Origin of the sequence: Micromonospora sp. WMMD1102, from assembly GCF_029626265.1 — a bacterium.
Taxonomy (GTDB): Bacteria; Actinomycetota; Actinomycetes; order Mycobacteriales; family Micromonosporaceae; genus Plantactinospora.
The window spans coordinates 1,658,664-1,681,965 of record NZ_JARUBN010000001.1 but is presented as its reverse complement, the minus strand read 5'-3'; the positions used below and the strand labels follow the sequence as shown (position 1 = coordinate 1,681,965).

16 protein-coding genes and 6 pseudogenes are annotated in these 23,302 nt (G+C 72.4%); 4 read left to right on the top strand and 18 right to left on the bottom strand.

What is annotated here, in order from left to right:
- Positions 1-86: 86 nt before the first annotated feature.
- Complete coding sequence (locus O7626_RS07650) at positions 87-974, top strand: TetR family transcriptional regulator (RefSeq protein ID WP_278060452.1); 888 nt, start codon at positions 87-89, stop codon at positions 972-974.
- 85 nt (positions 975-1,059) lie between these two features.
- On the opposite strand, the gene O7626_RS07645 is transcribed toward O7626_RS07650, so the two are convergent.
- Complete coding sequence (locus O7626_RS07645) at positions 1,060-2,241, bottom strand: acetoin utilization protein AcuC (protein ID WP_278060451.1); 1,182 nt, start codon at positions 2,239-2,241, stop codon at positions 1,060-1,062.
- A 90-nt stretch (positions 2,242-2,331) separates the two neighbouring features.
- Positions 2,332-3,204: a sulfurtransferase gene (locus O7626_RS07640; RefSeq protein WP_278060450.1), complete on the bottom strand. Its 873-nt coding sequence runs from the start codon at positions 3,202-3,204 to the stop codon at positions 2,332-2,334.
- 96 nt (positions 3,205-3,300) lie between these two features.
- Between O7626_RS07640 and O7626_RS07635 the strand changes: the two genes are divergently transcribed.
- Complete coding sequence (locus O7626_RS07635) at positions 3,301-3,987, top strand: metal-dependent transcriptional regulator (protein WP_278060449.1); 687 nt, start codon at positions 3,301-3,303, stop codon at positions 3,985-3,987.
- 23 nt (positions 3,988-4,010) lie between these two features.
- Here the strand turns inward: O7626_RS07635 and O7626_RS07630 are convergent, their stop codons facing one another.
- The 10 genes and pseudogenes from O7626_RS07630 to O7626_RS07605 form a co-directional block, all read right to left on the bottom strand.
- Positions 4,011-4,559 (bottom strand): hypothetical protein, encoded by a 549-nt coding sequence (locus O7626_RS07630; protein WP_278060448.1) that lies wholly within the window; start codon positions 4,557-4,559, stop codon positions 4,011-4,013.
- A gap of 148 nt (positions 4,560-4,707) precedes the next feature.
- Positions 4,708-4,992 carry a DUF5522 domain-containing protein gene (locus tag O7626_RS07625; RefSeq protein ID WP_278060447.1) on the bottom strand — a complete coding sequence of 95 codons (285 nt, stop codon included), beginning with the start codon at positions 4,990-4,992 and terminating at the stop codon, positions 4,708-4,710.
- 110 nt (positions 4,993-5,102) lie between these two features.
- Positions 5,103-6,038, bottom strand: coding sequence for a DUF2332 domain-containing protein (locus O7626_RS07620; protein ID WP_278060446.1), 936 nt, complete (start codon positions 6,036-6,038; stop codon positions 5,103-5,105).
- Between the two features lie 242 nt (positions 6,039-6,280).
- Positions 6,281-7,492 (bottom strand): annotated as a pseudogene (locus tag O7626_RS41460) (vitamin B12-dependent ribonucleotide reductase); the annotation flags it as partial.
- 3 nt (positions 7,493-7,495) lie between these two features.
- A pseudogene (locus O7626_RS41455) lies at positions 7,496-8,050 on the bottom strand (LAGLIDADG family homing endonuclease); the annotation flags it as partial.
- Positions 8,051-8,779: 729 nt separating this feature from the next.
- Positions 8,780-9,958, bottom strand: a pseudogene (locus O7626_RS41450) (adenosylcobalamin-dependent ribonucleoside-diphosphate reductase); the annotation flags it as partial.
- Positions 9,959-10,147: 189 nt separating this feature from the next.
- A pseudogene (locus O7626_RS41445) lies at positions 10,148-11,020 on the bottom strand (LAGLIDADG family homing endonuclease); the annotation flags it as partial.
- 9 nt (positions 11,021-11,029) lie between these two features.
- A pseudogene (locus tag O7626_RS41440) lies at positions 11,030-11,506 on the bottom strand (vitamin B12-dependent ribonucleotide reductase); the annotation flags it as partial.
- Between the two features lie 69 nt (positions 11,507-11,575).
- The gene (gene nrdR / locus O7626_RS07610; protein ID WP_278060444.1) at positions 11,576-12,094 is read right to left on the bottom strand and encodes a transcriptional regulator NrdR; all 519 of its coding nucleotides are present in this window, start codon (positions 12,092-12,094) and stop codon (positions 11,576-11,578) included.
- A gap of 299 nt (positions 12,095-12,393) precedes the next feature.
- A complete protein-coding gene (locus O7626_RS07605) occupies positions 12,394-12,645 on the bottom strand; it encodes a LysM peptidoglycan-binding domain-containing protein (RefSeq protein ID WP_278060443.1) in 252 nt (83 codons plus the stop codon).
- 322 nt (positions 12,646-12,967) lie between these two features.
- Between O7626_RS07605 and lexA the strand changes: the two genes are divergently transcribed.
- Positions 12,968-13,753, top strand: coding sequence for a transcriptional repressor LexA (gene lexA / locus O7626_RS07600; RefSeq protein ID WP_278060442.1), 786 nt, complete (start codon positions 12,968-12,970; stop codon positions 13,751-13,753).
- A gap of 54 nt (positions 13,754-13,807) precedes the next feature.
- Here lexA and O7626_RS07595 read toward each other — a convergent pair whose 3' ends face one another.
- From O7626_RS07595 to O7626_RS07585, 3 genes are all read right to left on the bottom strand, one after another.
- Positions 13,808-15,667 (bottom strand): hypothetical protein, encoded by a 1,860-nt coding sequence (locus tag O7626_RS07595; RefSeq protein WP_278060441.1) that lies wholly within the window; start codon positions 15,665-15,667, stop codon positions 13,808-13,810.
- Between the two features lie 81 nt (positions 15,668-15,748).
- Positions 15,749-17,176, bottom strand: a complete 1,428-nt coding sequence (hflX, locus tag O7626_RS07590) for a GTPase HflX (protein ID WP_278066091.1) — start codon at positions 17,174-17,176, stop codon at positions 15,749-15,751.
- A 235-nt stretch (positions 17,177-17,411) separates the two neighbouring features.
- Entirely contained in the window at positions 17,412-18,575 is a 1,164-nt protein-coding gene (locus O7626_RS07585) for a tetratricopeptide repeat protein (protein ID WP_278060440.1), read from the bottom strand.
- Positions 18,576-18,891: 316 nt separating this feature from the next.
- Here O7626_RS07585 and O7626_RS07580 point away from each other — a divergent pair, with 316 nt between their 5' ends.
- The gene (locus O7626_RS07580; RefSeq protein ID WP_278060439.1) at positions 18,892-20,373 is read left to right on the top strand and encodes an NAD-dependent malic enzyme; all 1,482 of its coding nucleotides are present in this window, start codon (positions 18,892-18,894) and stop codon (positions 20,371-20,373) included.
- Between the two features lie 121 nt (positions 20,374-20,494).
- On the opposite strand, the gene dapF is transcribed toward O7626_RS07580, so the two are convergent.
- The 3 genes and pseudogenes from dapF to O7626_RS07565 form a co-directional block, all read right to left on the bottom strand.
- Positions 20,495-21,340, bottom strand: coding sequence for a diaminopimelate epimerase (gene dapF / locus O7626_RS07575; protein ID WP_278060438.1), 846 nt, complete (start codon positions 21,338-21,340; stop codon positions 20,495-20,497).
- A 317-nt stretch (positions 21,341-21,657) separates the two neighbouring features.
- A pseudogene (miaA, locus tag O7626_RS07570) lies at positions 21,658-22,560 on the bottom strand (tRNA (adenosine(37)-N6)-dimethylallyltransferase MiaA); the annotation flags it as partial.
- The gene (locus O7626_RS07565) at positions 22,557-23,300 is read right to left on the bottom strand and encodes a class III extradiol dioxygenase subunit B-like domain-containing protein (RefSeq protein ID WP_278060437.1); all 744 of its coding nucleotides are present in this window, start codon (positions 23,298-23,300) and stop codon (positions 22,557-22,559) included. The gene O7626_RS07565 and the pseudogene miaA, both read right to left, overlap by 4 nt.
- Positions 23,301-23,302: the final 2 nt, after the last annotated feature.

Below are 23,302 nucleotides of genomic sequence, written 5' to 3'. Positions count from 1 at the left end.
GTTGTCTCGGCCTCAGTGTACTGACCGATGGTAGGACGACGGTCACAGATGCCTGGTCATCGGTCAGTGGCCGGTACGCTGGCCGGATGGACCGTCCGCCGCCCGTGCCAGACACCCGGAGCCGGATCCTGCGAACCGCCCTGGACCTGTTCGGCGCACAGGGCTACCAGCGCACCTCGCTGCGGCAGATCGCCGACCGGCTGGGCCTGACCAAGGCGGGCATCCTCTACCACTTCCCCAGCAAGGAACACCTGCTGGTGGCCCTGGCCGAGCCCCTCGTCTCCGACCTGGAGGCGGCGCTGGACCGGGCGGCCCGGCTGCCCTGGCCGGCGGCCCGCTGGGCGGTGCTGGAGGGCTGGCTCGACACCCTGCTACGGCACCGCCGCCCGCTGGGGACGCTCTACCACGACATGACCCTGCTCGCCCGGGGCACCACGTACGCCCGGATCATGCGCCTCGCCACCCGGGCGTACGACCTGGTCGCCGGGCCGGGTGCGACCCGGGCGGAACGGATCCGGGCCATCCAGGCGACCGGGATGCTCGGCGACCCGATCGTGTTCTTCGCCGACGTACCGGACGAGGAACTGCGGGCCGCGCTGCTCGACGGGGCGGTCCGGCTCCTCGCCGAGCCGGCGCCACCGCCCGGCGGGGGTTTGCCGCGCCCGGCCCAGCCGACCGCACGGAGCGAACCGGCCCTTCCCGACGGCCCTACGGACGACCGGCGGGAGGGCCCGACCGAGGGCCGGGAGAGCGGCCCGGCGGGCCGGGCGGCCGGTCCGGAGCGGGTCCGGCCGGGACGGCGGCGGCGGGCGGGACGGCCACCCGGCCTCGACCCCGAACAGGTACGCACGGCCCGCGCGATGCACGACGCCGGGCTGTACACCGTGGACCAGATCGCGGCCGGGCTGGGCGTCTCCCGGGCCACCCTCTACCGGCACCTGCGGGCCGCCGACCCGACCCGGCCCGAGTCATAACGAGACAGCTTTCAAGACGGATTCGAGACAGTTTTGCGACAGCCTCCGGAGGGTTCCGTCGACTGTCCCGGCCCCGCCTGCCGGCTCAGAGCGCCGGATCCTGCGGGTCGAGGCCGAGCAGCGGGAAGACCGCCTTGCGGGTCGCCATGATCGCCCGGTCAACCGCGTCCGGCTCGCCGCTCGGCTGCCACGGCTCGTACGAGCCGTCCGCCTCGTCGGTCATCCGCAGCGGCACCTCACGCTCCGGACGACGGTCCTTGGCCAGCGCCCGCCAGGCCGGCGGAGTGAGCGCGTCCGGCGCGACCGGCTCGCCGGTGGCCACCGCGAGCAGGTGCGTCCAGGCCCGGGGTACCACCTCGACCAGCGCGTAACCGCCGCCGCCGGTGGCCACCCAACGGCCCTCGCAGAGCTCGTCGGCCAGCGCCCGCAACGCCAGATAGCTCGCCCGCTGCCCGTCCACGCTCAGCCGCAGGTCCGCCAACGGATCGAGCCGGTGGCTGTCCGCGCCACACTGGGTGACCAGGATCTGCGGCCGGAACGCGCGCAGCAGCGCCGGGACGGTGGCGTGGAAGCCGCGCAGCCAACCCGCGTCACCGGTGCCGGGCGGCAGTGGCAGGTTGACCGCGCTGCCCTCGGCGCCCGGCCCCCCGGTCTCGTCGGAGAAGCCCGTACCCGGAAAGAGGGCCAGCGGCGTCTCGTGCAGGCTCACCGTCAACACCCGGGGATCGGCGTAGAAGACCTCCTGCACGCCGTCACCGTGGTGCACGTCGACATCCACGTAGGCCACCCGCTCGGCGCCGAGGTCGAGCAGCCGGGCGATGGCCACCGCCGGGTCGTTGTAGACACAGAACCCGGCAGCCCGGCTCGGCATCGCGTGGTGCAGCCCACCGGCCACGTTCACCGCCCGCCGGGCCTCACCCCGCCAGACCGCCTCGGCCGCCGCCAGGCTCGCGCCGGCCACCAGGGCACTCGCCTCGTGCATCCCGTCGAAGATCGGATTGTCCGGCGTGCCGAGGCCGTACCCGGAGAAGAGCGGGTCGCTCGGCGCCGCCCGTACCGCGTCGAGGTAGTCCGGCCGGTGCACCCGGGCCAGGGCCGCGTCGTCGGCCGGGGATGGTGCGACCAGGCGTACGCCGGGGCGGTCCAGCACGCCGAGTTCCCGGGCCAGTGCCATGGTCAGTTCCACCCGTACCGGATCGAGCGGATGGTCGCCCAGGTCGTACGCCAGCAGACTCTCGTCCCAGACCACCACCGTGTCGTCCGACATGTCGTTCATCGTCGCACGGCGCGCGGCGACCAGCCGTGATCGCGTACCGGAGCGCCGCGCGCCGCCAGCACGACCGCCAGACCAGCCCGGCTACCGCTCGGCGGGGGGCGGGTCGCCCGGATCGGCGCCGAGCGCGACCGGCCGGCCGGGATCGGTGATCCAGTTGCTCCAGGAGCCGACGTAGAGGGCCGCCCCGGGACAACCGGCCCGGTGCAGGGCGAGTACCGCCTGTGCGGCGGTCACCCCGGATCCGCAGTACGCGCCGACCCGTAGCCCGGGCCGGACGCCCGCCGCGGCGAACCGGGCCCGTAGCGCCTCGGCGGCGGGGAGCCGGCCGTCCGCGCCGACGTACTCGGTGGCCGGCACGTTCACCGCGCCGGGAATGTGCCCGGCGACCGGGTCGACCGGCTCGGTCTCGCCCTGGTAGCGGGCCGCCGCCCGCACGTCGACCAGCACCCCGTCCGCCGCCACCTCGGCCGCCGAGCCGGCGTCCAGCACCGGCATGCCGCCGGGACGCACCGTCACATCCCCCGGCCGCGACGACGAAGGCTCGGTGCTGACCGGCAGCCCGGCCGCCGTCCAGGCCGGGAAGCCCCCCTCGAGTACCCGGACCTCGGCGTGTCCGGCCCAGCGCAGCGTCCACCAGGCCCGGGCCGCCGCCATCCCGTCGCCGCCGTCGTAGACCACCACCGGCCCGCCGGTCCGGACGCCGGCGGCACGGAGTACCCGTTGCAACGCCGCCGGGTCCGGCAGCGGGTGCCGGCCGCCCTCGCCGGGCGGCCCGGACAGCTCGGTGTCCAGGTCGACGAAGACCGCGCCGGGCAGGTGCCCGGCCAGGTAGTCGGTGCGGCCGGGCGGCCCGACGAGCCGCCAGCGGACGTCGAGTACGATCGGCGGCTCGGCCGAGGCCAGTGCGGCGGCGAGCCCGGTCGGGTCAACGAGAAGGTCATCCGGTACGGACACGGCCTCCAGTCAACACCATCCGGTACACAACCGCCGGCTCGGCGGCACTGAATATCGGTGTCCCGAGGTACCATCGTGACCGGGAGGACCACTGACGTGAACGACCTAGTCGACACCACCGAGATGTACCTGCGCACCATCCTCGAGCTGGAAGAGGAGGGGGTGCCGCCGCTGCGTGCCCGGATCGCCGAGCGGCTGCGCCAGAGTGGTCCCACCGTCAGTCAGACCGTGGCCCGGATGGAGCGCGACGGCCTGCTGACCGTCGAGGACGATCGTCACCTCCAGCTCACCGCGCTCGGCCGGACGCAGGCGATCTCCGTGATGCGCAAGCACCGGCTCGCCGAACTGCTGCTCGTCAACGTGATCGGGATGCCCTACGAGGAGGCCCACGACGAGGCCTGCCGCTGGGAGCACGTGATGAGTGACTCGGTGGAGAAGAAGGTCTACGAGCTGCTCGACCGCCCGACCCGGTCGCCGTACGGCAACCCGATCCCGGGGTTGGAGGCGTTCAGCACCAACCCGGACGTCACGGTCGAAACGGTCACCGAGGGTGAGCGGAACCTCGCCTTCCCCGGGCTGAGCGGCCCGGTGGTGGTCCGGCGGATCTGCGAGAGCGTCCAGAAGGACGGCGACGTACTGCGGCAGTTGCACGCCGCCGGGGTCGACCCGGGCGCGATGGTGACCGTGGCCCAGGAGCGGGACGGGGTGACCATCGACCGCTCCGGCGACAAGGTACGCCTGCCCCGGGAGGTCGCGTCCCGGGTCTTCGTCGCCGCGCACTGACCGTCACCTGACACCGGCGGCCCTCAGCGACTACTGGTGTCGATCTTCTTCGCCAGGTTGATCATCTTAGGTGCGAGGGCGTCAGCCTCGGCCTGCTCCTGCCCGGCCGGGAAGGTGAAGCGGAGGCTGACCAGCCGGCCGTTGCCGGTAAGCCAGCCCACCTCGATCGCGCTTCCGGCGCTCTTCGCCGGGGCGGTCGTGCTGCGGTAGGCGGCCTTGCCCAACCCCTTGACGGTCTTGCCGCCGCTCGGCACCACCTCGTCGGCGAAGATCGCGGCGTCGGCCGTGGTCGGCGTCACCGAGAGCGCGAGTTCGGGCCGGGCCTCCGCCTCGCCACGCAGAACGCAGGTGTCGGTCTTGCCGTGCCGGCTCGCCGCCGCCACCTCGAACCGGGTGCCGATGGCCTCCTCGACCGCCGGATATTCCAGCAACTGGCAGGCACCGCCGGCAGCCGACGCCGGCAACCGGACCACCTTCGGGGCCGGCCCGACCGGCTGCGGCGCGTCGACCTCCTCGGCGCAGCCGGCGAGCACCAGCAGGCCGGCGCCGATCAGGCAGAGTCGTCCGCGCACCTCGCACCTCCCGCCCCACCCGGCTCGACCGCCGGGAAGTCCGTCGGACACCGTACGGGTTCGACGCTCCCGACGAAAGCCCGCGCCCGCCACCTGGCGCGCCGCGGTCGCGCCCGGACAGCAGACCCGGCTGGTGCCCCGCGCTGGCTCAGCCGGTCGTGGGGGATGCCGGGTCGTCCAGGTACGGGCAGTGCCGGCAGCCGCGTCCGCAGCAGGTGCCACGCCGGGCCAGGAAACCGGCGGTGAGCACGAACAGCCCGGTGGCCGGGTCCCGGTAGCCGGCCTCGCCGGCCGCGAGCGCGGCGGTGTGAGCCGCCAGGATCCGCGCCCGGTCCGGATGCGTCGACGAAAGCCGGGACGGATGCGGCTGGTCGAGAGGCCGAGGCGCCAACGGCAGCCGCCGCCCGCCGGTCTGCTCCTCCACCCCGTCCATCGCGTCGACCCTACGACACCCGGACCGACGGCTCCCACCGGCAGCCGCGGCTATCCGGCAGCCGCAGGGGCTACCCGGCAGCCGCAGGGGCTACCCGGCAGCCACAGGGGCTACCCGAACCAGGCCATCGACTGTCCGTGTCCCCGGGTCCAGGCCAGTGGCCGGCCGTCCAGTGCGAGCACGTTGTGGAACCCGTCGCCCGGCTCCGCCGGCAGGCCGTCGTACGGCAGCACCTCCGGCGCCTCGTTCGCGATCCAGTGGCCGGGCAGTCCGCGTACCAGTTCGGCGAAGGCCGCCTGGCGCGGCGCCGGCACCTGGTAGAGCACCGAGGTGTGGAAGACCACCAGGGTCGCGCCGGCCGGCGCCTGCGCGGCGAGCGCCGGCAGGTCGTCCACCAGGTCGCCGCGGACCAGCAGTGGCGGGTCGGCCGCCACGACCGCCGCCGCGGCCCGCAGCCGGGCCCGCCGGTGCGCGTGCTCGGGCCAGATCGTCGCGTCCAGCCAGGCGAGGTCGGCGGGTACGGTCACGTCCAGCGGGTTCAGGTCCAGGCCGGCCCGCCACACCACCTCGGGCAGCCGGGCCGGCGGCTCCGTCCCGGTGAGGGCGCAGTCGAGCACCGGCTCGCCGGCGCCGAGCGGCTGGTCGTCGTAGCGGTAGGCGTAGCGGTCCGGATAGAGGCAGAGCCCGGCGGAGGCGCCGACCTCCAGCAGCGCGAGCGGCTGCGGCAGGCGCGCGAGTACCGGCAGCAGCAGGGCGCACCGGCCCGCCTCGTTGGTCTGGGTGGCCCGGTCGACGACCTCGTCGGCGATCACCGCCCAGTTCTCCAGCACGTAGTCGTGGAAGGCCGCCGGGTCCTCGACCGGGCCGCCGAGCAGGCGTACGACGCCGAAGAGCAGGTTCGGCTGCTGCTTGGCCGGCGGCAGCGTGCCGATCAGGTCGAGCAGTTCGTCGTCGCGGGCGACCGCGAGGGAGAGCCGCTCGTAGGCGGGCGAGACGCCCCGCGCCTCGCGGGAGCCGAACTCGGCATACGTGGTGGCGATCGTCATGTCCCGATGATCGCAGCGGGTCGGGTAGCAGTCCGTCCACATCGGGTGTGGCGGGAGGTGTCCCTGCTCACCTCGTGACCGTCAACAGTCGGGATCCCGTCGGTCGCACCCTTGAGGATTCGACCGGGTCCCCGACGGCCGGACGGGGAGCCGGCTCGGCGCCGGCTCCCCGTCTGTCGCAACGATTTGCGGTCCTGACTAACTCGGGCCGGTTCTCGCGGCCGAGGCGGTTCGGTCCGACATCAGCTGCAACCGGAGGTCGAGCCGCAGCCCTCGCAGACGTAACAACTGCCGGCCGGCCGCATCTTGGTGCCGCAGGTGAAGCAGAGCGGGGCGTCGGCCGCGGTGCCGAGTACCGCCTCCAGCAGTTCGGTGGAGGAGCCGGCCTGCACCGCCGAGCGGTCCGGCGCCGCCGCGACCGGCGGCTCCGCAGCCGCCGGCTCCGGCTTGGCGGTCTCCACCGGCGCCGAGGCGGCCATCGCGGCGAGGTCCACCGCGCCTTCCGCCTCGGCCTCGGCCCGCAGCTGCGCGGCCCGCTCCTTGGCCGTGAAGATGCCCAGCTCGGCGCGGCGCTCGTAGGGCAGGAAGTCCAGTGCCAGCCGGCGGAAGATGTAGTCCATCACCGAGGCGGCCATCCGGATGTCCGGGTCGTCGGTCATCCCGGCCGGCTCGAACCGCATGTTCGTGAACTTGCTGACGTACGTCTCCAGCGGAACGCCGTACTGCAGGCCGATCGAGATGGCCACCGAGAAGGCGTCCATCACCCCGGCCAGCGTGGAGCCCTGCTTCGACATCTTCAGGAAGACCTCGCCGAGGCCGTCGTCCGGGTAGGACGAGGCGGTGAGGTAGCCCTCGGCACCGCCGACCGAGAACGAGACCGTCTCGGAGGGCCGCTTCTTCGGCAGCCGCTTGCGCACCGGCCGGTACTCGACGACCTTCTCGACCGCCTTCTCCACCGCGACCGGCTCGACCGCCTTCTCCGGCTCCTTCTTGGCGGCGGAGAGCGGCTGGCCGACCTTGCAGTTGTCCCGATAGATCGCCAGCGCCTTGAGGCCGAGCTTCCAGCCCTCGAAGTAGATCTCCTCGACCTCCTCGACGGTCGCCGACTCCGGCATGTTGACCGTCTTGGAGATCGCGCCGGAGATGAACGGCTGCACCGCCGCCATCATCCGGACGTGCCCCATCGGGGCGATCGAGCGCTGCCCCATCGCGCAGTCGAAGACGGCGTAGTGCTCCGGCTTCAGCCCCGGCGCGTCGACCACGTGGCCGTGCTCGGAGATGTGCTCGACGATGGCCTCGACCTGCTCCTCGGGGTAGCCGAGGCTGCGCAGGGCGCGCGGCACGGTCTGGTTGACGATCTGCATCGAGCCGCCGCCGACCAGCTTCTTGAACTTGACGAGCGCGAGGTCCGGCTCGACCCCGGTGGTGTCGCAGTCCATCATCAGCCCGATGGTGTTGTGGCTGACGAAGCCGCTGGCGACGTAGGTGACGTTCTCCGGCACCGACAGGTCGTACGTCGGCTGGATTCCGCCGTCCTCGTTTGCCGCGACCGTCTCGAAGAGGTAGCCGAGCGCATGCCCGAGCCGGTCGTCACCGGTCTCGGCGAAGAGCCGCATCGCCACTGCCCGGGGCACTCCGCCGGTCTTGCGAATCGACTGGGTGACCGCGTCACGCAGTTCGTGGCCGGCCGGCACGAGCAGGTCCCAGAGCCCGGCAGGCAGGTGAATCCGGTCCCGGTTGCCGGTCTGGGTCGGCTCGACGACCAGCAGGCGAGCCTTGCGCTCTCCGATGAAGCCGACCACCTCCTCGAATGCCAGGGCGTGCTCCATGTTGCGCAGCCGAACCTGCCAGATGTCGGAGCCCATACCGCTTGTCGTCCGCCGGGTGGTGCTGGCCATCCCGAGCGTGAGCAGCAGCGTCCGGACCTCGGCGGCGAACGATTCGGTCGACGTCGAGACAGCCGGCACACCGGCGGCGACACTGCCGTCCGCCTCGAACAGACCGCGCAGGAACGCCGCGTACACGGCGGGGTCGTTGGTTTCCAGGACCGCCGACGGCACCCTGGGGGACCAGCCCTTGCCGGTGTGGTCGGCCTGCGGCAGGGTCTTGGCGAATCCGGCCGCCTGCCACCACCGGGCCAACCGCACCGACTGCAGCGTCACCTCCTGGTAGCCGGTCCGTGCCGTGACGACCGGCTCCAAACCGAAAAGCCCCTTGCTCAGCACCCGGAGCCGTTCGACGACGTCCAGATCGGTGTCGGCGACGCAGAACCGCAGACCTTCGGCGTGCAGGCTGCCGTCGCCCATGAAGTAGCCGACCAGTTCGGCGAGGTCCGTGTCGACCTGGTCGGGCGCGTGCAGCCGACGATCGCCTGCGTAGTACGCCTGGTCGAGCACTGGCAGCGGCACCCGACGCGGCTCGCCGACAAGCGTGCCGAGCTGGATCGGCACCAGGTCCCCCGGGGCGACGTCCGCCATCCGCTTCCAGACCCACTCGCCGGACCGCGCGTCGACGATCTTGATCCGGTGCGCGAGGGTGCCCTGGATCGCGTAGCCGCCGGCGGTGACCACCCGCCGGGTCGGCTCCTCCCCGTTGACGAAGAACTTGGTGGCCCTGCGGGCACCCTCGTCGGTGGAGACCCGCATGTCCAGGTCCTGCCAGCGATCGCCGTAGACGTCGCCGATCTCGCCGAGCCGCGTCAGGCCACGGTCGGTCGTGACAAGCGTGTCCGGGGTCAGGCATCCGGTGGGCGCCAGCACGCTCGCCTGGGCGTTGCGCCAGCCGTGCTTGTCGCCGACCTTGTTGCCCTGGGTCCACTGCCTGGTGGCCTCCCGGACGATCTCGGTGGCGACCGCGCCGGTCGGCTTGATCGCGTCGTTCGCGGCGGCGTGCTTGCGCATCACCCGCTTGTGCGGCTCGGCGTTGCGGGCGTACCCGTCGTAGGAGCCGACCACGCCGGCCAGCTCGGCCGAGCGACGGTAGGCGGTGCCGGTCATCAGCGAGGTGATCGCGGCGGCCACCGACCGTCCGCTCTCCGAGTCGTACGGGTGGCCGGTCGCCATCAGCAGCGCGCCGAGGTTGGCGTACCCGATGCCGAGCTGCCGGTATGCCCGGGTGGTCTCGCCGATCTTCTCGGTCGGGAAGTCGGCGAAGCAGATCGAGATGTCCATCGCGGTGATGACCAGCTCGACCGACCGGACGAACTTGGCGACCTCGAACCCGCCGTCGGCGCGGAGGAACTTCATCAGGTTCAGCGAGGCGAGGTTGCACGAGGAGTTGTCCAGGTGCAGGTACTCCGAGCAGGGGTTGGAGGCGGTGATCCGGCCGGTCTCCGGGCAGGTGTGCCAGTCGTTGATGGTGTCGTCGTACTGCAGGCCGGGGTCGGCGCACTCCCAGGCTGCCTGGGAGATGGTCCGGAACAGGCCCTTGGCGTCGATGGTCTCGATCACCGCGCCGTCCAGCCGGCCGCGCAGGTCGAACTTGCCGCTGTCCTGGACCGCCCGCATGAACTCGTCGGAGACCCGGACCGAGTTGTTGGCGTTCTGGTACTGCACGCTGACGATGTCGGAGCCGCCGAGGTCCATGTCGAAGCCGGCGTCCCGCAGCGCACGGATCTTGTGCTCCTCGCGTGCCTTGGTGAGTACGAACTCCTCGACGTCCGGGTGGTCGACGTCCAGGATGACCATCTTGGCGGCCCGCCGGGTCGCCCCGCCGGACTTGATGGTGCCGGCGCTGGCGTCCGCGCCGCGCATGAAGCTGACCGGGCCGGAGGCGGTGCCGCCGCTGGAGAGCAGCTCCTTGGACGAGCGGATCCGGGAGAGGTTCACCCCGGAACCGGAGCCGCCCTTGAAGATCAGCCCCTCTTCCTTGTACCAGTCGAGGATCGAGTCCATCGAATCATCGACAGCAAGGATGAAACAGTTGTGCACGCGGAGGTTGTCGGAAAGGTACTCCCCCGACTCGGTCTGGATGTCGTAGACCTCCATCGGGCCGAGGCGCTCGATCCGGTCGATCTGCAACCGCTTGGTCGGCTTCGCGGCCCGACCCGGCTTGCCGAACCCCTGCTCCAGCCGGTCCGACTTCCAGACATCGACGAACCCGATCTCGTCGGCGAAGATCTGCCGGTCGCCGTCGTTCTGGATCCCCAGCGACCAGCAACCGAGACGATCTTCCCGCTTATCGGCCTTGTAGGAGACCCGGGAGAAGATCCCGAAGCGCAGCAACAGCCGTTGCAGGCCACGGACCAGCTTCTCGGACACCATGTCGACCGCCACCCGGGTGGAGCTTTCCCGCGCCGAGACATACCCCTCGGCCTGGAAGATGCTCTTCAGGTACGCGGCGACCACCGGCAGCGGTGCCGCGAAGAGGGCGGCCGGCACCTCCATCGCGGTTCCCCGGTTCAGCAGGCCCCACTTGTCCACGAAGGGCCGCAGGTGCTCGCCGTAGAGGCGGGTACGCCGGCAGTCCAGGTTCTCGTCCTGGGTCGCGACCTCGCGCTCGTGTCGGTGTGCTCCCGGGAACACTTCGTCGATGGCGGTCACCACCCAGTCGAGCTCGTAGTCGTTCACCGTGATGGCCTCGATGGTCAGCGATCGGTTCGTGCCATGCGGGTACTGCCCCACGAAGCCGTCCGACTGCATCCATCCGGCCAGCGCCGCCTCGGCGATCTCCCGCAGCTGGATCTCGTCCTCGCCGTGGGCGTCCCGGCGGTGCCACTGGAGCTCGTCGCCGGCGACGAGCGTGCCTGCGGGCACGAACTGACCGCTCTCCTCACCCGTCGACTTCCAGACCAGGTGGTCGGCGGTGACATCAAGCGTGTAGCCGGCCTTGGTGTGTAGCCGCAACACGTCCTTCACGCCGTTGGCCTTGACCGCGAGGATCCTGGTCAGCCCGTGGGCGTCGTAGACCTTCGTGCCGACCGCGTTCTCCTCGACGAGCCGGCCGATCGGCACCAGGCCGCCGGGGGTACTCACCAGCGAGTCGTAGGGCTGACAGGCACTGACCTGCTGGGGCGACGCCGTTCCGACGTTGAACCAGACCGGCGAGTTGAAGCTGAACACCTGGTGCAGCAGCATCCAGGTCAGCTCGTGCGCGAAGACCTCCGCGTCGGCCGGGCTGGCGAAGTAGCCGTGCTGCTCCCCCGCCGCCCGGTACGTCTGCACCACCCGGTCGATGAGCTGCTTGAGCGACCACTCCCGCTCCGGCGTGCCGACCGCACCCCGGAAGTATTTGGTGGTGACGATGTTGGCCGCGTTGACGCTCCACGACTCCGGGAACTCGACGCCCCGCTGCTCGAAGTTGATCGAGCCGTCCCGCCAGTTCGTCATGACGACGTCCCGGCGCTCCCAGACCACCTCGTCGTACGGGTGCACTCCCTCGGTCGTCCAGACGCGCTCGACCTTCAGGCCGGCCGCCGCCGACGTCGCCCGACCACGTGACCTGCTCGCTGTCACACCTTCCCCCGACATCTCATCCGCCCCCTCACGCACGCACGACTCTTCCCGCCGTACGGCTCTGCTGATCTTTACCCGAAAGAACTAGTCGACCGACTGGCCCTGGCCCGCCGGCTGGACGGCCCCGCCACCGTCCTGCACCGGCCGGCTCCGAGCCACCGCCGCCGTCCGCAGCGAGTCGATCTCCCGCTCGAAGTCGTCCAACGACTCGAACGACCGGTACACGCTGGCGAAGCGCAGGTAGGCAACCTCGTCCAGCTCGCGCAGTGGGCCCAGGATGGCCAGCCCCACGTCGTGACTCGGGAGTTCGGCCGCGCCCTTGGCCCGGACGGTCTCCTCCACCCGCTGGGCCAGCAGGGCGATCGCGTCGTCGTCGACGGGACGGCCCTGGCACGCCTTGCGCACCCCGCCGATGATCTTCGTCCGGCTGAACGGCTCGGTGACACCGCTCCGCTTGACCACAGCCAGCACGGCCTCCTCGACCGTGGTGAACCGCTTGCCACACTCCGGGCAGGCCCGCCGGCGCCGGATCAGCTGACCGTCGTCGGCCTCCCGCGAGTCGACCACCCGCGAGTCGGCGTGCCGGCAGTACGGACACCGCATCGCCGACCTCCTTCGCACCGCCGGAACCACCCCGCCGGAGAACCACCGCGCCCACCGCCGCCCAGCGCGCGGCGACCCGCCCACAGGCAGCCGGCACCGGCGGTCCGGCCACAGTCGTGGCGCCCGCGATGTCGGGTGGACCTGAGAGCTGTGGGTAGTGGAACCCCAACTTCTAGGCGACTTACACCCATGTTACTACTACATCTAGGGGTCGACGGTATGTCGCCGAGCAGCCGAGGTCAAGTTGAACAGGGCGTGGCGCGCCCCGCAAATCTTCCAACCGCGGTGCCGAGGATCGGTTACCGCTCCGCCGGCAGGATCAACCGCTGACCGGCGTGCACCGTGTGGTCCTCCAGCCCGTTGAGCCGGCGGATCTCGTCGATCACCGCGAACGGCCGCTGGCCGGGTCGGTGCCGCTCGGCCACCGACCAGAGAGTGTCGCCCGGCAGCACCACGGCGGTCTCCGCCGGCCGGGCCGGGTCGGCCGCCCGGGAGGCGGGCGAGAGGACCGCCGCCAGCCCCGCCACGAGAAGCAGCAGGAGCACTGTCACGACCACTCGCCCCCGGCGGGTCAGCCGCAACCGGCCGGCGCCCCGGGAAGCCCTCGGGTACCCCGTCGAACCCATCGTGACCTCCAAGATCGAACATAAGTTCGAACGAACGGACGTACGATGGTTTATCAGAACAGGCGTTCGATGTCGAGCCGGCGGAAGCGACACGCCGCGCGGAATGTCGTACAGATGTTTGAAACTATGTGATCTCACCTATACGGTTTTGAACATCGACCCCGGGACCGCGTGGCACGCGGCACCGGTGCCGAGCCTACGACGCACCACGAGCCGCCAAGGCACCCACCGCCACCAGGAGGACGACGTGTCGACCGACGACCGGACGAGCCGGCAGAAGCCCCAGAAAAGCGGCGCACCGGGCAGCCGGGCCAGCCGACGTACGGCCACGCCGCGCAGCCGGGACGGCGGCCCGGCCCTGCGTGCGGTCACTCCGGTGGTGAGCGCCTTCCCCGACCTGGTCTCGGCGGACCTCACCGCCCGGCAGCGGCGCATCCTCGAGTTCATCCGCGACTGGGTGGAGCGCTACGGCTATCCGCCGAGCGTGCGGGAGATCGGCGAGGCGGTCGGCCTGGTCTCTCCGTCGAGCGTGGCCTACCAGCTCAAGGAGCTGGAGCGGAAGGGCTTCCTCCGGCGTGACCCGAACCGGCCGCGCGCCGTCGACGTGCGCCCGCCGAGCGAGCTGATCGACGACGAGACCGCCCGCGCCCAGCGCCCCACCCCGGCCTACGTGCCGCTGCTCGGTCAGATCGCCGCCGGTGGCCCGATCCTCGCCGAGCAGGCCGTCGAGGACATCTTCCCGCTGCCCCGGGAACTGGTCGGCGAGGGCGAGGTCTTCATGCTCCAGGTCAAGGGCGACTCGATGCTCGACGCGGCGATCTGCGACGGCGACTGGGTGGTCGTCCGCCAACAGCCGACCGCGAACTCGGGCGAGATCGTCGCGGCGATGCTGGACGGCGAGGCGACGGTCAAGACCTACCGCCGTCGGGACGGGCACGTCTGGCTGATGCCGGCCAACTCGGCCTTCGACCCGATCCCCGGCGACAGCGCCACCATCATGGGCCGGGTGGTGGCGGTCCTCCGCCGAATCTGACCGGCGAGTCCCTCCATCGAGACGGGCCGGTTCGTAGCCCCCGGGGTCAGTCGGTCAGCGGTAGTCGTGGTCGTCCGGGGGCCTGCCGGAGCGCTGCCGAGGCTGGCCGTACTGGCCACCCCGAGGTGCTCCACCACGCGGCCCGGCGCCCTGACCGCTGCGCGGCTGGTCGCTCCACTGGTCGTCCGGGCCGGGGCGACCACCCCGGCCGTTGCCGTTGCCGTAGGTGCCGCCCGAGGGCTGGCCGCCGTAGACACCGCCACCGCCGCCACCACCGGCCCGGGGGCGACCGGCCGGGGCGCCGCCACTGCCGCCGTAGACGCCACCGCCCGGGGCACGGCCACCGCCCTGGGAGCGTCCGCCACCGCCCTGCGGGCGGCCACCACCCCCGCCGCCCTGTGCACGGCCGCCGGCACCCTGCTGCGGGCGGCCACCGCCGGCACCCTGCGGGCGGCCACCGCCGGCACCCTGCGGACGGCCACCGCCACCCTGGGGGCGTCCGCCGCTGCCGCCGTACCCACCACCGTCGCCGGCCGGCTTCGCGCCGCCGTAGACACCACCGCCGGCCGGCTTTCCGCCGTAGACACCGCCGCCGCCCGAGGACCTGCCCCGGCCGGCCGGCTCGTAGTCGTCGGCCGGACGGTCCGAACGGTAGCCGTCGTCGTACCCGCCGGAGCGCGCCGGCCCCCAGTTCGAGTCGTCGTCGTAGTCCGATCGCCGGCCACCGGACTGCTCCCGGTCGCCACCCGGCGCCCGGTCCCGACCCGCCCGCGGGTCGAGGTCGTCACCGCCCGGCCCGACGGCACCCAGACCGTCGTCCCTCGGCCGCTTGCGGGCCCGGACGATCCCGAAGATGCCGAGCCCGACCAGCAGGGCTCCGAGCACCCCCACCGCCGCGATGAGGTAGGTGATGTCGTCAAGGGTCAATGAGCTGGTCCAGGAACCCGCCGACTTCTTGGTGTCGGCCTCGGATCCGCCGGCTGCCGCCGCCAACTCCTTCGCCGGGGTGTAGCTCAGCACCGTCACCTCCGCCTCCTCGTCGTTCAGCGAGGCGACGTCGGAGACGGTCAGGAAACTCTTGCCGTCCGCGGTGTAGGCGATGGCCTCGCCGAACGGGTCGGCCAGGGCGGTCATCCGGGGCTTCCCGGTGGTCAGGGTCTTGACCAGGTCGTCACCCTGGACGTCCCACTCGAAGGCGTCCGCGTACGTACGCAGCACCACCCGCCCGCCGTCCGGCGAACTGGCCCCGCCGGTGACGGTCACCCGGCCCGCCCCGCCGAACGGGTTGGCGGTGGTGGACTTGGGCAGGCTGATCTCACCCGCCTTCGTCAGCGGCACACCCTCGTCGTTGTTCTTCTCCAGGGCCGCGCTCGGCTTGAAGATCTCCGCCTTGCCGGTCGTCTTGGTGATGATCAACGGTACGTCGTCGGCGCCGATCAGCAGCGCCTCCGCGTCATGCCGCTTGTTCCCGGGAAAGGTGAGCCGGTGCAGGACGGGCTTGGACGCACCGCTGACCGGCATGCTCCAGAGCACGACGCTGGAGCGCCGCTCGGAATCGTTGTCACCCGTGTCGGCGATCCAGACGGTCTTGCCGTCCGCCGAGAGCGCGAGATCCTCCGGGTCGCGCGGATTACTCGCGAACTGGACGGCCTTCTTCAGCTTGCACTTGTTGTCCAGCAGGAAGACCCGCTCCCGGGAGGCGTCCTCGCTCCCGTCGTTGACCAGCACGTAACCACTCGACGTAGCGATCATGCCGGAGAGTTCCGTCATCCGCTCGTCGGTGATCGTGCAGACCTTCTTGCCGGCAGCGGCGGAGGCCGCGACAGCTCCGAACCCGAGGCTGGCTCCGAGCAGGCCAAGGGTCAGCCCGAGCAGGCCGGAGGCAACCAGCACCATGGAGAGGACTCGCCGCATCCGCCCAGTGTCGCATGCGGAGGCCGCCAACCGGGGAGGCGGCGTGATCGACGCTCCGTCACCAGCCAAGGCTACGAAGGGTCATGCCACTACCTCCCCGTACGGGGCCAACTCCGCGGCGAGCGCCTCGTCCACCCGTACGTGCAGTTTCGTCCCCTCCGGCAGGTGCGCGGTGCCGAGCACCTCGCCCCGGCGGTGCACCCGGGCCACCAGATCACCCCGGTCGTACGGCAGCACCGCGCGTACCTCGACCGCGGGGCGGGGCAGCCGGGCCTCGATGGCCGCCCGGACGTCCTCGACACCGCCACCCGTACGCGCCGAGACGAAGACCGCCTCCGGCCACGCCCGCTTCAGCCGGAGCAGGGTCTCCTCGTCCGCCGCGTCGGTCTTGTTGACCACCAGCAGCTCGGGGAGCTTGTCGGCGCCGACCTCGGCAAGGACCTCGCGTACCGCCCGGACCTGCTCCTCCGGGTCGGGGTGCGCCCCGTCCACCACGTGCACGACGAGATCGGCGTCGGCCACCTCCTCGAGCGTGGAGCGGAACGCCTCGACGATCTGGTGCGGCAGGTGCCGGACGAAGCCGACCGTGTCAGCCAGGGTGTAGATCCGCCCGTCGGCCGCGTACGCCCGGCGGGTCGTCGGGTCCAGCGTGGCGAAGAGGGCGTCCTCGACAAGTACCCCGGCATTTGTCAGCCGGTTGAGCAGGCTGGACTTGCCCGCGTTGGTGTAGCCGGCGATGGCCACCGCCGGCACGCCGTTGCGGGCCCGCCGGGCCCGCTTGGTGATCCGGGCCGTCCGCATGTTCTTGATCTCGCGGCGGAGCCGGGAGATCCGGATCCGGATCCGCCGCCGGTCGGTCTCCAGCTTGGTCTCACCGGGACCACGCAGCCCCACCCCACCACCGGCGCCGCCACCACGGCCGCTACCACCGGCCTGCCGGGAGAGGCTCTCACCCCAACCGCGCAGCCGGGGCAGCAGGTATTCGAGCTGGGCCAGCTCGACCTGGGCCTTACCCTCCCGGCTCTTGGCGTGCTGGGCGAAGATGTCGAGGATCAGCGCGGTCCGGTCGACGACCTTGACCTTGGTGCGCTGCTCCAGGTTGCGCAGCTGGGACGGGGACAGCTCGCCGTCGCAGATCACGGTGTCGGCGCCGGAGGCGAGCACCACCGAGCCGAGGTCGTCGACCTTGCCCCGGCCGATGTAAGTGGCCGGGTCGGGCCGGTTGCGCCGCTGGATCAGGCCCTCCAGCACCTGCGAACCGGCGGTCTCGGCGAGCGCGGCCAACTCGGCGAGGGAGTTCTCCGCCTCGGTCACCGAGCCTTCCGTCCAGACGCCGACCAGGACCACCCGCTCCAGCCGGAGCTGCCGGTATTCGACCTCGGTGACGTCGGCGAGCTCGGTGGAGAGGCCCGCCACCCGGCGGAGTGCCTGGCGGTCCTCCAGCTCCAGCTCGCCGGTGGTGACGTCGTCGCCATCGATGACGATGGCGTCAAGGTCCTCGTCCGCCAGCCGAACGAAGCTTTCCTGGTCTCGCAAGCCGTTCCTCCTGATCTCGTCCTGCCCATCCAGCCCGGTCAGCCCGTCCGCTCGCCGTCCGGCTGTCGCCTTCCGGTGGTCGGCCCAGCCGGTCGGAAGTTGTCGGGTCCGTCCCCGCCACTGCGTGTCGGCGACGTTCGTCGCATTGGTCACGCTCTGCGCGCTGGTCGCAATCAATCGTTACACGCGCGCTCCCGAGACGCACCCGCTATATACCCGGCTTCCGCCGGGCGGCCCGTGACTCGCGGCGACGGTCGCCCGCCCACCGCCAGAACGCCGCCACGCAGGCGGCCACCCAGCGGCCGAGGACGCGCAGGCTGGGATCGACGGCGTTCGCGCCGACATGCTCCGCCAGCAGGCAACCCACCAGAACCGGAACGAGAGCCAGCGCGAGCAGCGATCCCGGCCACCAACCGGTGGCGGCGTACCCGACGAGCAACCCGACCATTCCGAGCGAGGTGAGCAGGCCCAGGCCGAGTGCCCCGCGCAGCAGTGGGGACACCAGCGGCAGGCACCGCCACGGCGTGCGCCCGCCGTGGCGCAGCAGCCGGATCCAGAAGGCGACGGGGACCACGACGACCAGCGCGGCGACCACCCGAACCGGGACAGTGGCCGGGACCGGCAGCGCCTCGGCTGTGAGCGGAGCGGCCACGGCCAGCAGGCTGGCGCCGGCGACCAACCACAGGCTGGGCCCGGCAAGCGCCCGGCGCACCGGCCAGATCATGGCCAGCGGCCCGGTGCCGGCCGGATCGTCGGCGGCGAGGGCTGTGACGGTACGCATGAAGCCGTCGACCCGCCCCCGGTCGGCGTGCAGGAGCGCGAGCAGGCGGCGGCCCTCGACGTTGTCCGGATCGCGTCGCAACGCAGCCCGGACCGCCGCCTCCGCCGCGGCCTGGTCGGGGGCAGCCCGTTCCACGGTGGCCAGGGTCAGCAGCGAGAAGACCGAGTCCGGGTCATCCGCCAACGCCCGCTGAACCGCCTCCCGCGCCCGGTCGTACGCCTTCTCGAAGGCGAGCGCACGGGCCAGGGTCCGGTAGCTCCGGGGTTCCTGCGGATCGAGTCGGACCCCCTCGGTGGCGGCCCGCACCGCTGCCTCGCCCCGGCGAAGCGCGAGCAGGCACTCGGCCCGTTCGACGTAGGTGTCGGGGTAATTGGGCGCGACTGCCACGGTGGCGGCGCAGACGGCGAGGGACTCCGCGTACCGCCCGCACATCCGGAGCAGGTACGCGAGCAGGACCAGCAGCTCCGGGTCGTCGGGTGCGGCGGCCAGCCCGGCCCGGATCTGGCGCTCGGCCTCGTCGTACCGGCCGGACTCGACGAGCAGCCGGGCCCGCTGACGCACCTGCGCGACCGGTCTCGATACCTCGGACATCAACACATCTTGCCGGTTCCCGCCCACGGTTCGCGCGGGCGCCTCGGTGCGGAACCGCCCGAGGCCCCGCCGCGATCAGCGGGTGGGCCGGACAGCACACGGTCGGCACGCCCGCTGTGCGGGTGCGCGGACAGCAGGCGACGGCGACCGTTCGGCACAGCGGGCACTCCCCGCACCGAGCACCTGCCCGGCCCTCGGACCCAATCATCTAGTGTGGTGCGGACTCGCCGGGCGTCGGCCGGCCGACGGACGATCCGGCCCGCGGGCGAGAATGTTACGGCGGCAGCGAGGCCGCGGTAGGACGACGGAGGACCACGTGGCGATCACCCGACTGCCGAGTGCCGGATTCTCGATCACCATCCGGATCAGCGTAACGGCGGACGCCTCGGCCATCGGCCGGCTGACCACCTGTGTCGGCGAGGCCGGCGCGATCGTCACCGCACTCGACGTGGTCGACTCCGACCCCACCACGGTGGTCGTGGACCTCACCTGCGACACCGCCGACGCCACTCATGCCGACCAGGTGGTGAAGGCCCTGACCGCGCTGGACGGGGTGGACGTCCGGAAGGTCTCCGACCGCACCTTCCTGCTGCACCTCGGCGGCAAGATCGAGGTCTCCCCGAAGGTGGCGCTACGGAACCGGGACGAGCTGTCCCGGGCGTACACCCCGGGTGTGGCGCGGGTCTGCCTGGCCATCGCGGAGAATCCCGCCGACGCGCGGCGGCTCACCATCAAGCGGAACACCGTGGCGGTGGTTACGGACGGCTCGGCCGTACTGGGACTCGGCAACATCGGTCCGGCCGCCGCACTTCCGGTGATGGAGGGCAAGGCCGCGCTCTTCAAGCGGTTCGGCGGGGTGGACGCCTGGCCGGTGGTGCTGGACACCCAGGACCCCGACGAGATCGTCTCGATCGTCCGGGCGATCGCACCGCAGTACGGCGGGATCAACCTGGAGGACATCGCCGCGCCGCGCTGCTTCGAGATCGAGAACCGGTTGCGCGAGATGCTCGACATCCCGGTCTTCCACGACGACCAGCACGGCACGGCGATCGTGGTGCTGGCCGCGCTCACCAACGCGCTGCGGGTGGTCGGCAAGAAGCTCGCGGACGTCCGGGTGGTCGTCTCCGGTGCCGGCGCCGCCGGTACGGCGATCATGAAGCTGCTGCTCCGGCAGGGCGTCGGCGACATCATCGCGTACGACCGCCAGGGCGCCCTGCACCGCGGCCTGGACGGGCTGAACCCGGCCTGGCAGTGGCTCGCCGAGAACACCAACCGGGACGGCTTCTCCGGTGACCTCAAGGCCGCCCTGAACGGCGCGGACGTCTTCATCGGGGTGAGCGCCCCCAACCTGCTCACCGGCGACGACATCGCCGGGATGGCCGCCGGCTCGATCGTCTTCGCGCTGGCCAACCCGGACCCGGAGGTGGACCCCCGGGAGGCGCGCCGGCACGCGGCGGTGGTCGCCACCGGCCGGTCCGACCAGCCCAACCAGATCAACAACGTACTCGCCTTCCCGGGCGTGTTCCGCGGCATGCTGGACGCGCACGCCGAGGAGTTCACCGAGGAGATGGCGATCGCCGCCGCCCGGGCCATCGCGGACGTGGTGGGGGCTGAGAAGATCAACCCGACGGTCATCGTGCCGAGTGTCTTCGACGCCCGGGTGGCACCGGCGGTGGCCGCCGCGGTGCGGGCCGCCGCACAGCACCCGACGCCTCCGCCGGCCGCGGACCCCGGACCGGCCGACCTTCCCGAGATCGCCGCCGAGGCCGCCGCCCCGGCCAGCCCGCTGTCGAGCTGACCAGCAAGGCGTGTCGCCCACTGGACGAGGCGTCCCGGGCGGGGCGGAAACTCCCCTGTGGACCCCACCGGCGCCACAATCCTGAAGTCCGGGAACGCGGGCCTGGTCGACGCGGGAACGCTCAGGCGGCCAACGTGGCCAGCTCGACCTCGCCGTGCGCGACCAGCACGGCCGGGCCGGCCAGCCAGCAGCTCTCGTCGCCCACGGTCACCGTGAGCCGGCCGCCGGGCACGTCCACCGCCACCACTCCACCGGTACGCCCGGCGTCGCGCAGCGCCACCGCCGCCACCGCGCAGGCGCCGGAGCCGCAGGAGAGCGTCTCGGCCGAGCCGCGCTCGTACACCCGCATCCGCACGTGCAGATCGGCGCCGTCGACCGGCTCGGCCGGGGCGACGAACTCGACGTTCACGCCGCTCGGGAAGGCCGCCGGGTCGAAGCCGGGTGAACGGGTCAGGTCGAGCCCGCCCAGCTCGATGCTGGCCGGCAGTACGCAGACCAGGTGCGGGTTTCCGCAGTCCACCGCCGTACCCGCCAGGGTCAGGCCACCGAGCGTCGCCACGGCACCCCCGGTGATCCGAGGCGCCCCGAGATCCACCGCGATCTCCCCGGCCGCCACCTCGGCACGGACCACTCCGGCCCGGGTGGCGATCGGCAGGCCGCCGTCGACCGGCTCGGCCAGCCCGTTCGAGATCAGGTACCTGGTGAAGACCCGTACCCCGTTGCCGCACATCTCCGCGACGGAGCCGTCGGCGTTCCAGTAGTCCATGAACCACTCGGCCGCGTCGGCGTACCCGACCGCGTCCGGGTGCTTCGCCGCCCGGACGACCCGCAGTACCCCGTCCGCGCCGATGCCGCGACGGCGGTCGCAGAGCGCCGCGACGATCGACGGGGTCAGGTCGAGCTGGCTGTCTGGGTCGGGCAGGAGCACGAAGTCGTTACCGGTGCCGTGGCCCTTGGTGAACCGCACCCGTCCATCATCCCCGAGCGCCCGCCGGCCCCGCCGGGCACCCTCGCCCGCCGCCGTCGGACCAGCGGGTCCGGCCACCACTTCCGCCCCATCCATCCCTTCCGTCCCGCTCGTCACCGGTTCGTCACCGCCGGACCCGGGCCCGGCGACCCGGCCGGCGAGGACGGGTCGGCAGGGGAAGCCGGATCGGCCGGCACGGCCGGGTCGGCGGGTGACGCCGGATCGGCCGGTGACGGCGGGTGGGCCGGTGACGGCGGGTGGGCCGGTGACGGCGGGTGGGCCGGTGACGGCGAAGCGGCGGATGACGGCGGGGTGGCGAGGAGCGCCAGGGCTGCCTCGACCAGGTCGTCCCGGGCACCGTCCAACCAGTGGATCCGTCGGTCGCGGCGGAACCAGGAGCGCTGCCGCCGGACGAAGCGCCGGGTCGCCCGGACCGTGTCGGCCCGCGCCTCCGACTCGGAGATCTCACCGTCGAGCAGCCGGAGCACCTGCTGGTAGCCGAGCGCCCGGCTGGCGGTCCGGCCCTCCCGCAGGCCCTGTTCCACCAGCGCCCGGGTCTCGTCGACCAGACCGTCGGCCCACATCCGGTCCACCCGTACGGCGATCCGCTCGTCCAGCTCGGCCGTCTCCCGGTCCACCCCGAGCTGCACCGCGTCGCCGTAGTACGGCGTCGGGTGCGGCAGCGCGGCGGTGAACGGCGCGCCGGTCAGCTCGATCACCTCCAGCGCCCGCACGATCCGCCGCCCGTTGCCGGGCAGGATGTTCTCCGCCGCCGTCGGATCGGCGACCCGCAGCCGGGCGTACAGCGGAGCCGGCCCGGACTCGGCGAGTTCCGCCTCCAGCCGGGCCCGGACCAGCGGGTCCGTTCCGGGGAACTCGAACTCGTCGAGCACCGCCCGGACGTAGAGTCCCGAGCCGCCGACCAGCAGCGGTACCCGTCCCCGGGCCAGGATGTCGTCGACCGCCGCCCGGGCCAACGCCTGGTACGCCGCCACGCTGGCCGGCTCGGTCACCGCCCAGATGTCCAGCAGGTGGTGTGGTATCCCGGCCCGCTCGGCCGGGGTCAGCTTGGCGGTGCCGACGTCCATCCCCAGGTAGAGCTGCATCGAGTCGGCGTTGACCACTTCGCCACCGAGCGCCTCGGCCAGCGCGACGCTCAGCCCGGACTTGCCGGTGGCGGTGGGGCCGACGACGGCGACGACCCGGCCATGCCCGGTCATGCCGACGCTCCATCCGGCGTCGACGGCAGCCAGGTCGCCACGAAGTAGCTGACCCCGTAGGGCGCGGCATAGTAGGTGAGGTCGCCGTGCCAGGGTGTCCCGCTGCCGACGGCCGCGGCGGCGAGCACCTGCCAGGGTGCCCGGCCGGCGACCAGCAGCCGGGTCGCGAGTTCCGGCTCCAGACCGAGCAGGGCGGGACAGTCCGCATCCCGCAGTGCCGCGGCTGTCCGGTCGTCGTAGGGCCGGGCGCGCGGGTCGTCGTACCCCGGGGACCGCTCGCCCCGGCAGGCCGACCCGTCCCCCGACACCAGCAACGCGACCCGCTCGGCCGGATTCTCGACGAGCTCGGCACCGATCCGCCGGCACTGCTCGACGGTGGCGTCGGCGGCGACGCCGTATCCCCGGCGCGCCCCGGTCGCACCCGCCCGGTCCAGCAGCCAGGCACCGACCAGCAGACTGAGCGGCAACTCGGCCCGGCCGGTCCGGGCCCCGCCGGGCGCCAGCCGTACTTCCCGGTCCAGCCCGTACGGCCGCAGGGTGCCGGAGTCGCCGGGCCCGTAGCGGTCGCTCCGCTTCCCCGCTCCCACCAGGACGACGACGTCCGGCCCGGCCGCCAGCATCCGGCCGACCGCCTCGGCACAGGCCGTACGGAGATCATCCAGCTCACCGGCCGCGGCGGCGGCAAGTTCCGGAACGAGCAACGGAGGATGCGGGCAGACTGCGGCGGCGACCAGTGGCACGC

Bases quoted from the DNA above. Each gene is read 5' to 3' on its own strand.
- O7626_RS07650 (WP_278060452.1), top strand. From the start codon at position 87: ATGGACCGTCCGCCGCCCGTGCCAGACACCCGGAGCCGGATCCTGCGA.
- O7626_RS07645 (WP_278060451.1), bottom strand. From the start codon at position 2,241: ATGTCGGACGACACGGTGGTGGTCTGGGACGAGAGTCTGCTGGCGTAC.
- O7626_RS07625 (WP_278060447.1), bottom strand. From the start codon at position 4,992: ATGGACGGGGTGGAGGAGCAGACCGGCGGGCGGCGGCTGCCGTTGGCG.
- O7626_RS07620 (WP_278060446.1), bottom strand. From the start codon at position 6,038: ATGACGATCGCCACCACGTATGCCGAGTTCGGCTCCCGCGAGGCGCGG.
- nrdR (WP_278060444.1), bottom strand. From the start codon at position 12,094: ATGCGGTGTCCGTACTGCCGGCACGCCGACTCGCGGGTGGTCGACTCG.
- O7626_RS07595 (WP_278060441.1), bottom strand. From the start codon at position 15,667: ATGCGGCGAGTCCTCTCCATGGTGCTGGTTGCCTCCGGCCTGCTCGGG.
- O7626_RS07585 (WP_278060440.1), bottom strand. From the start codon at position 18,575: ATGTCCGAGGTATCGAGACCGGTCGCGCAGGTGCGTCAGCGGGCCCGG.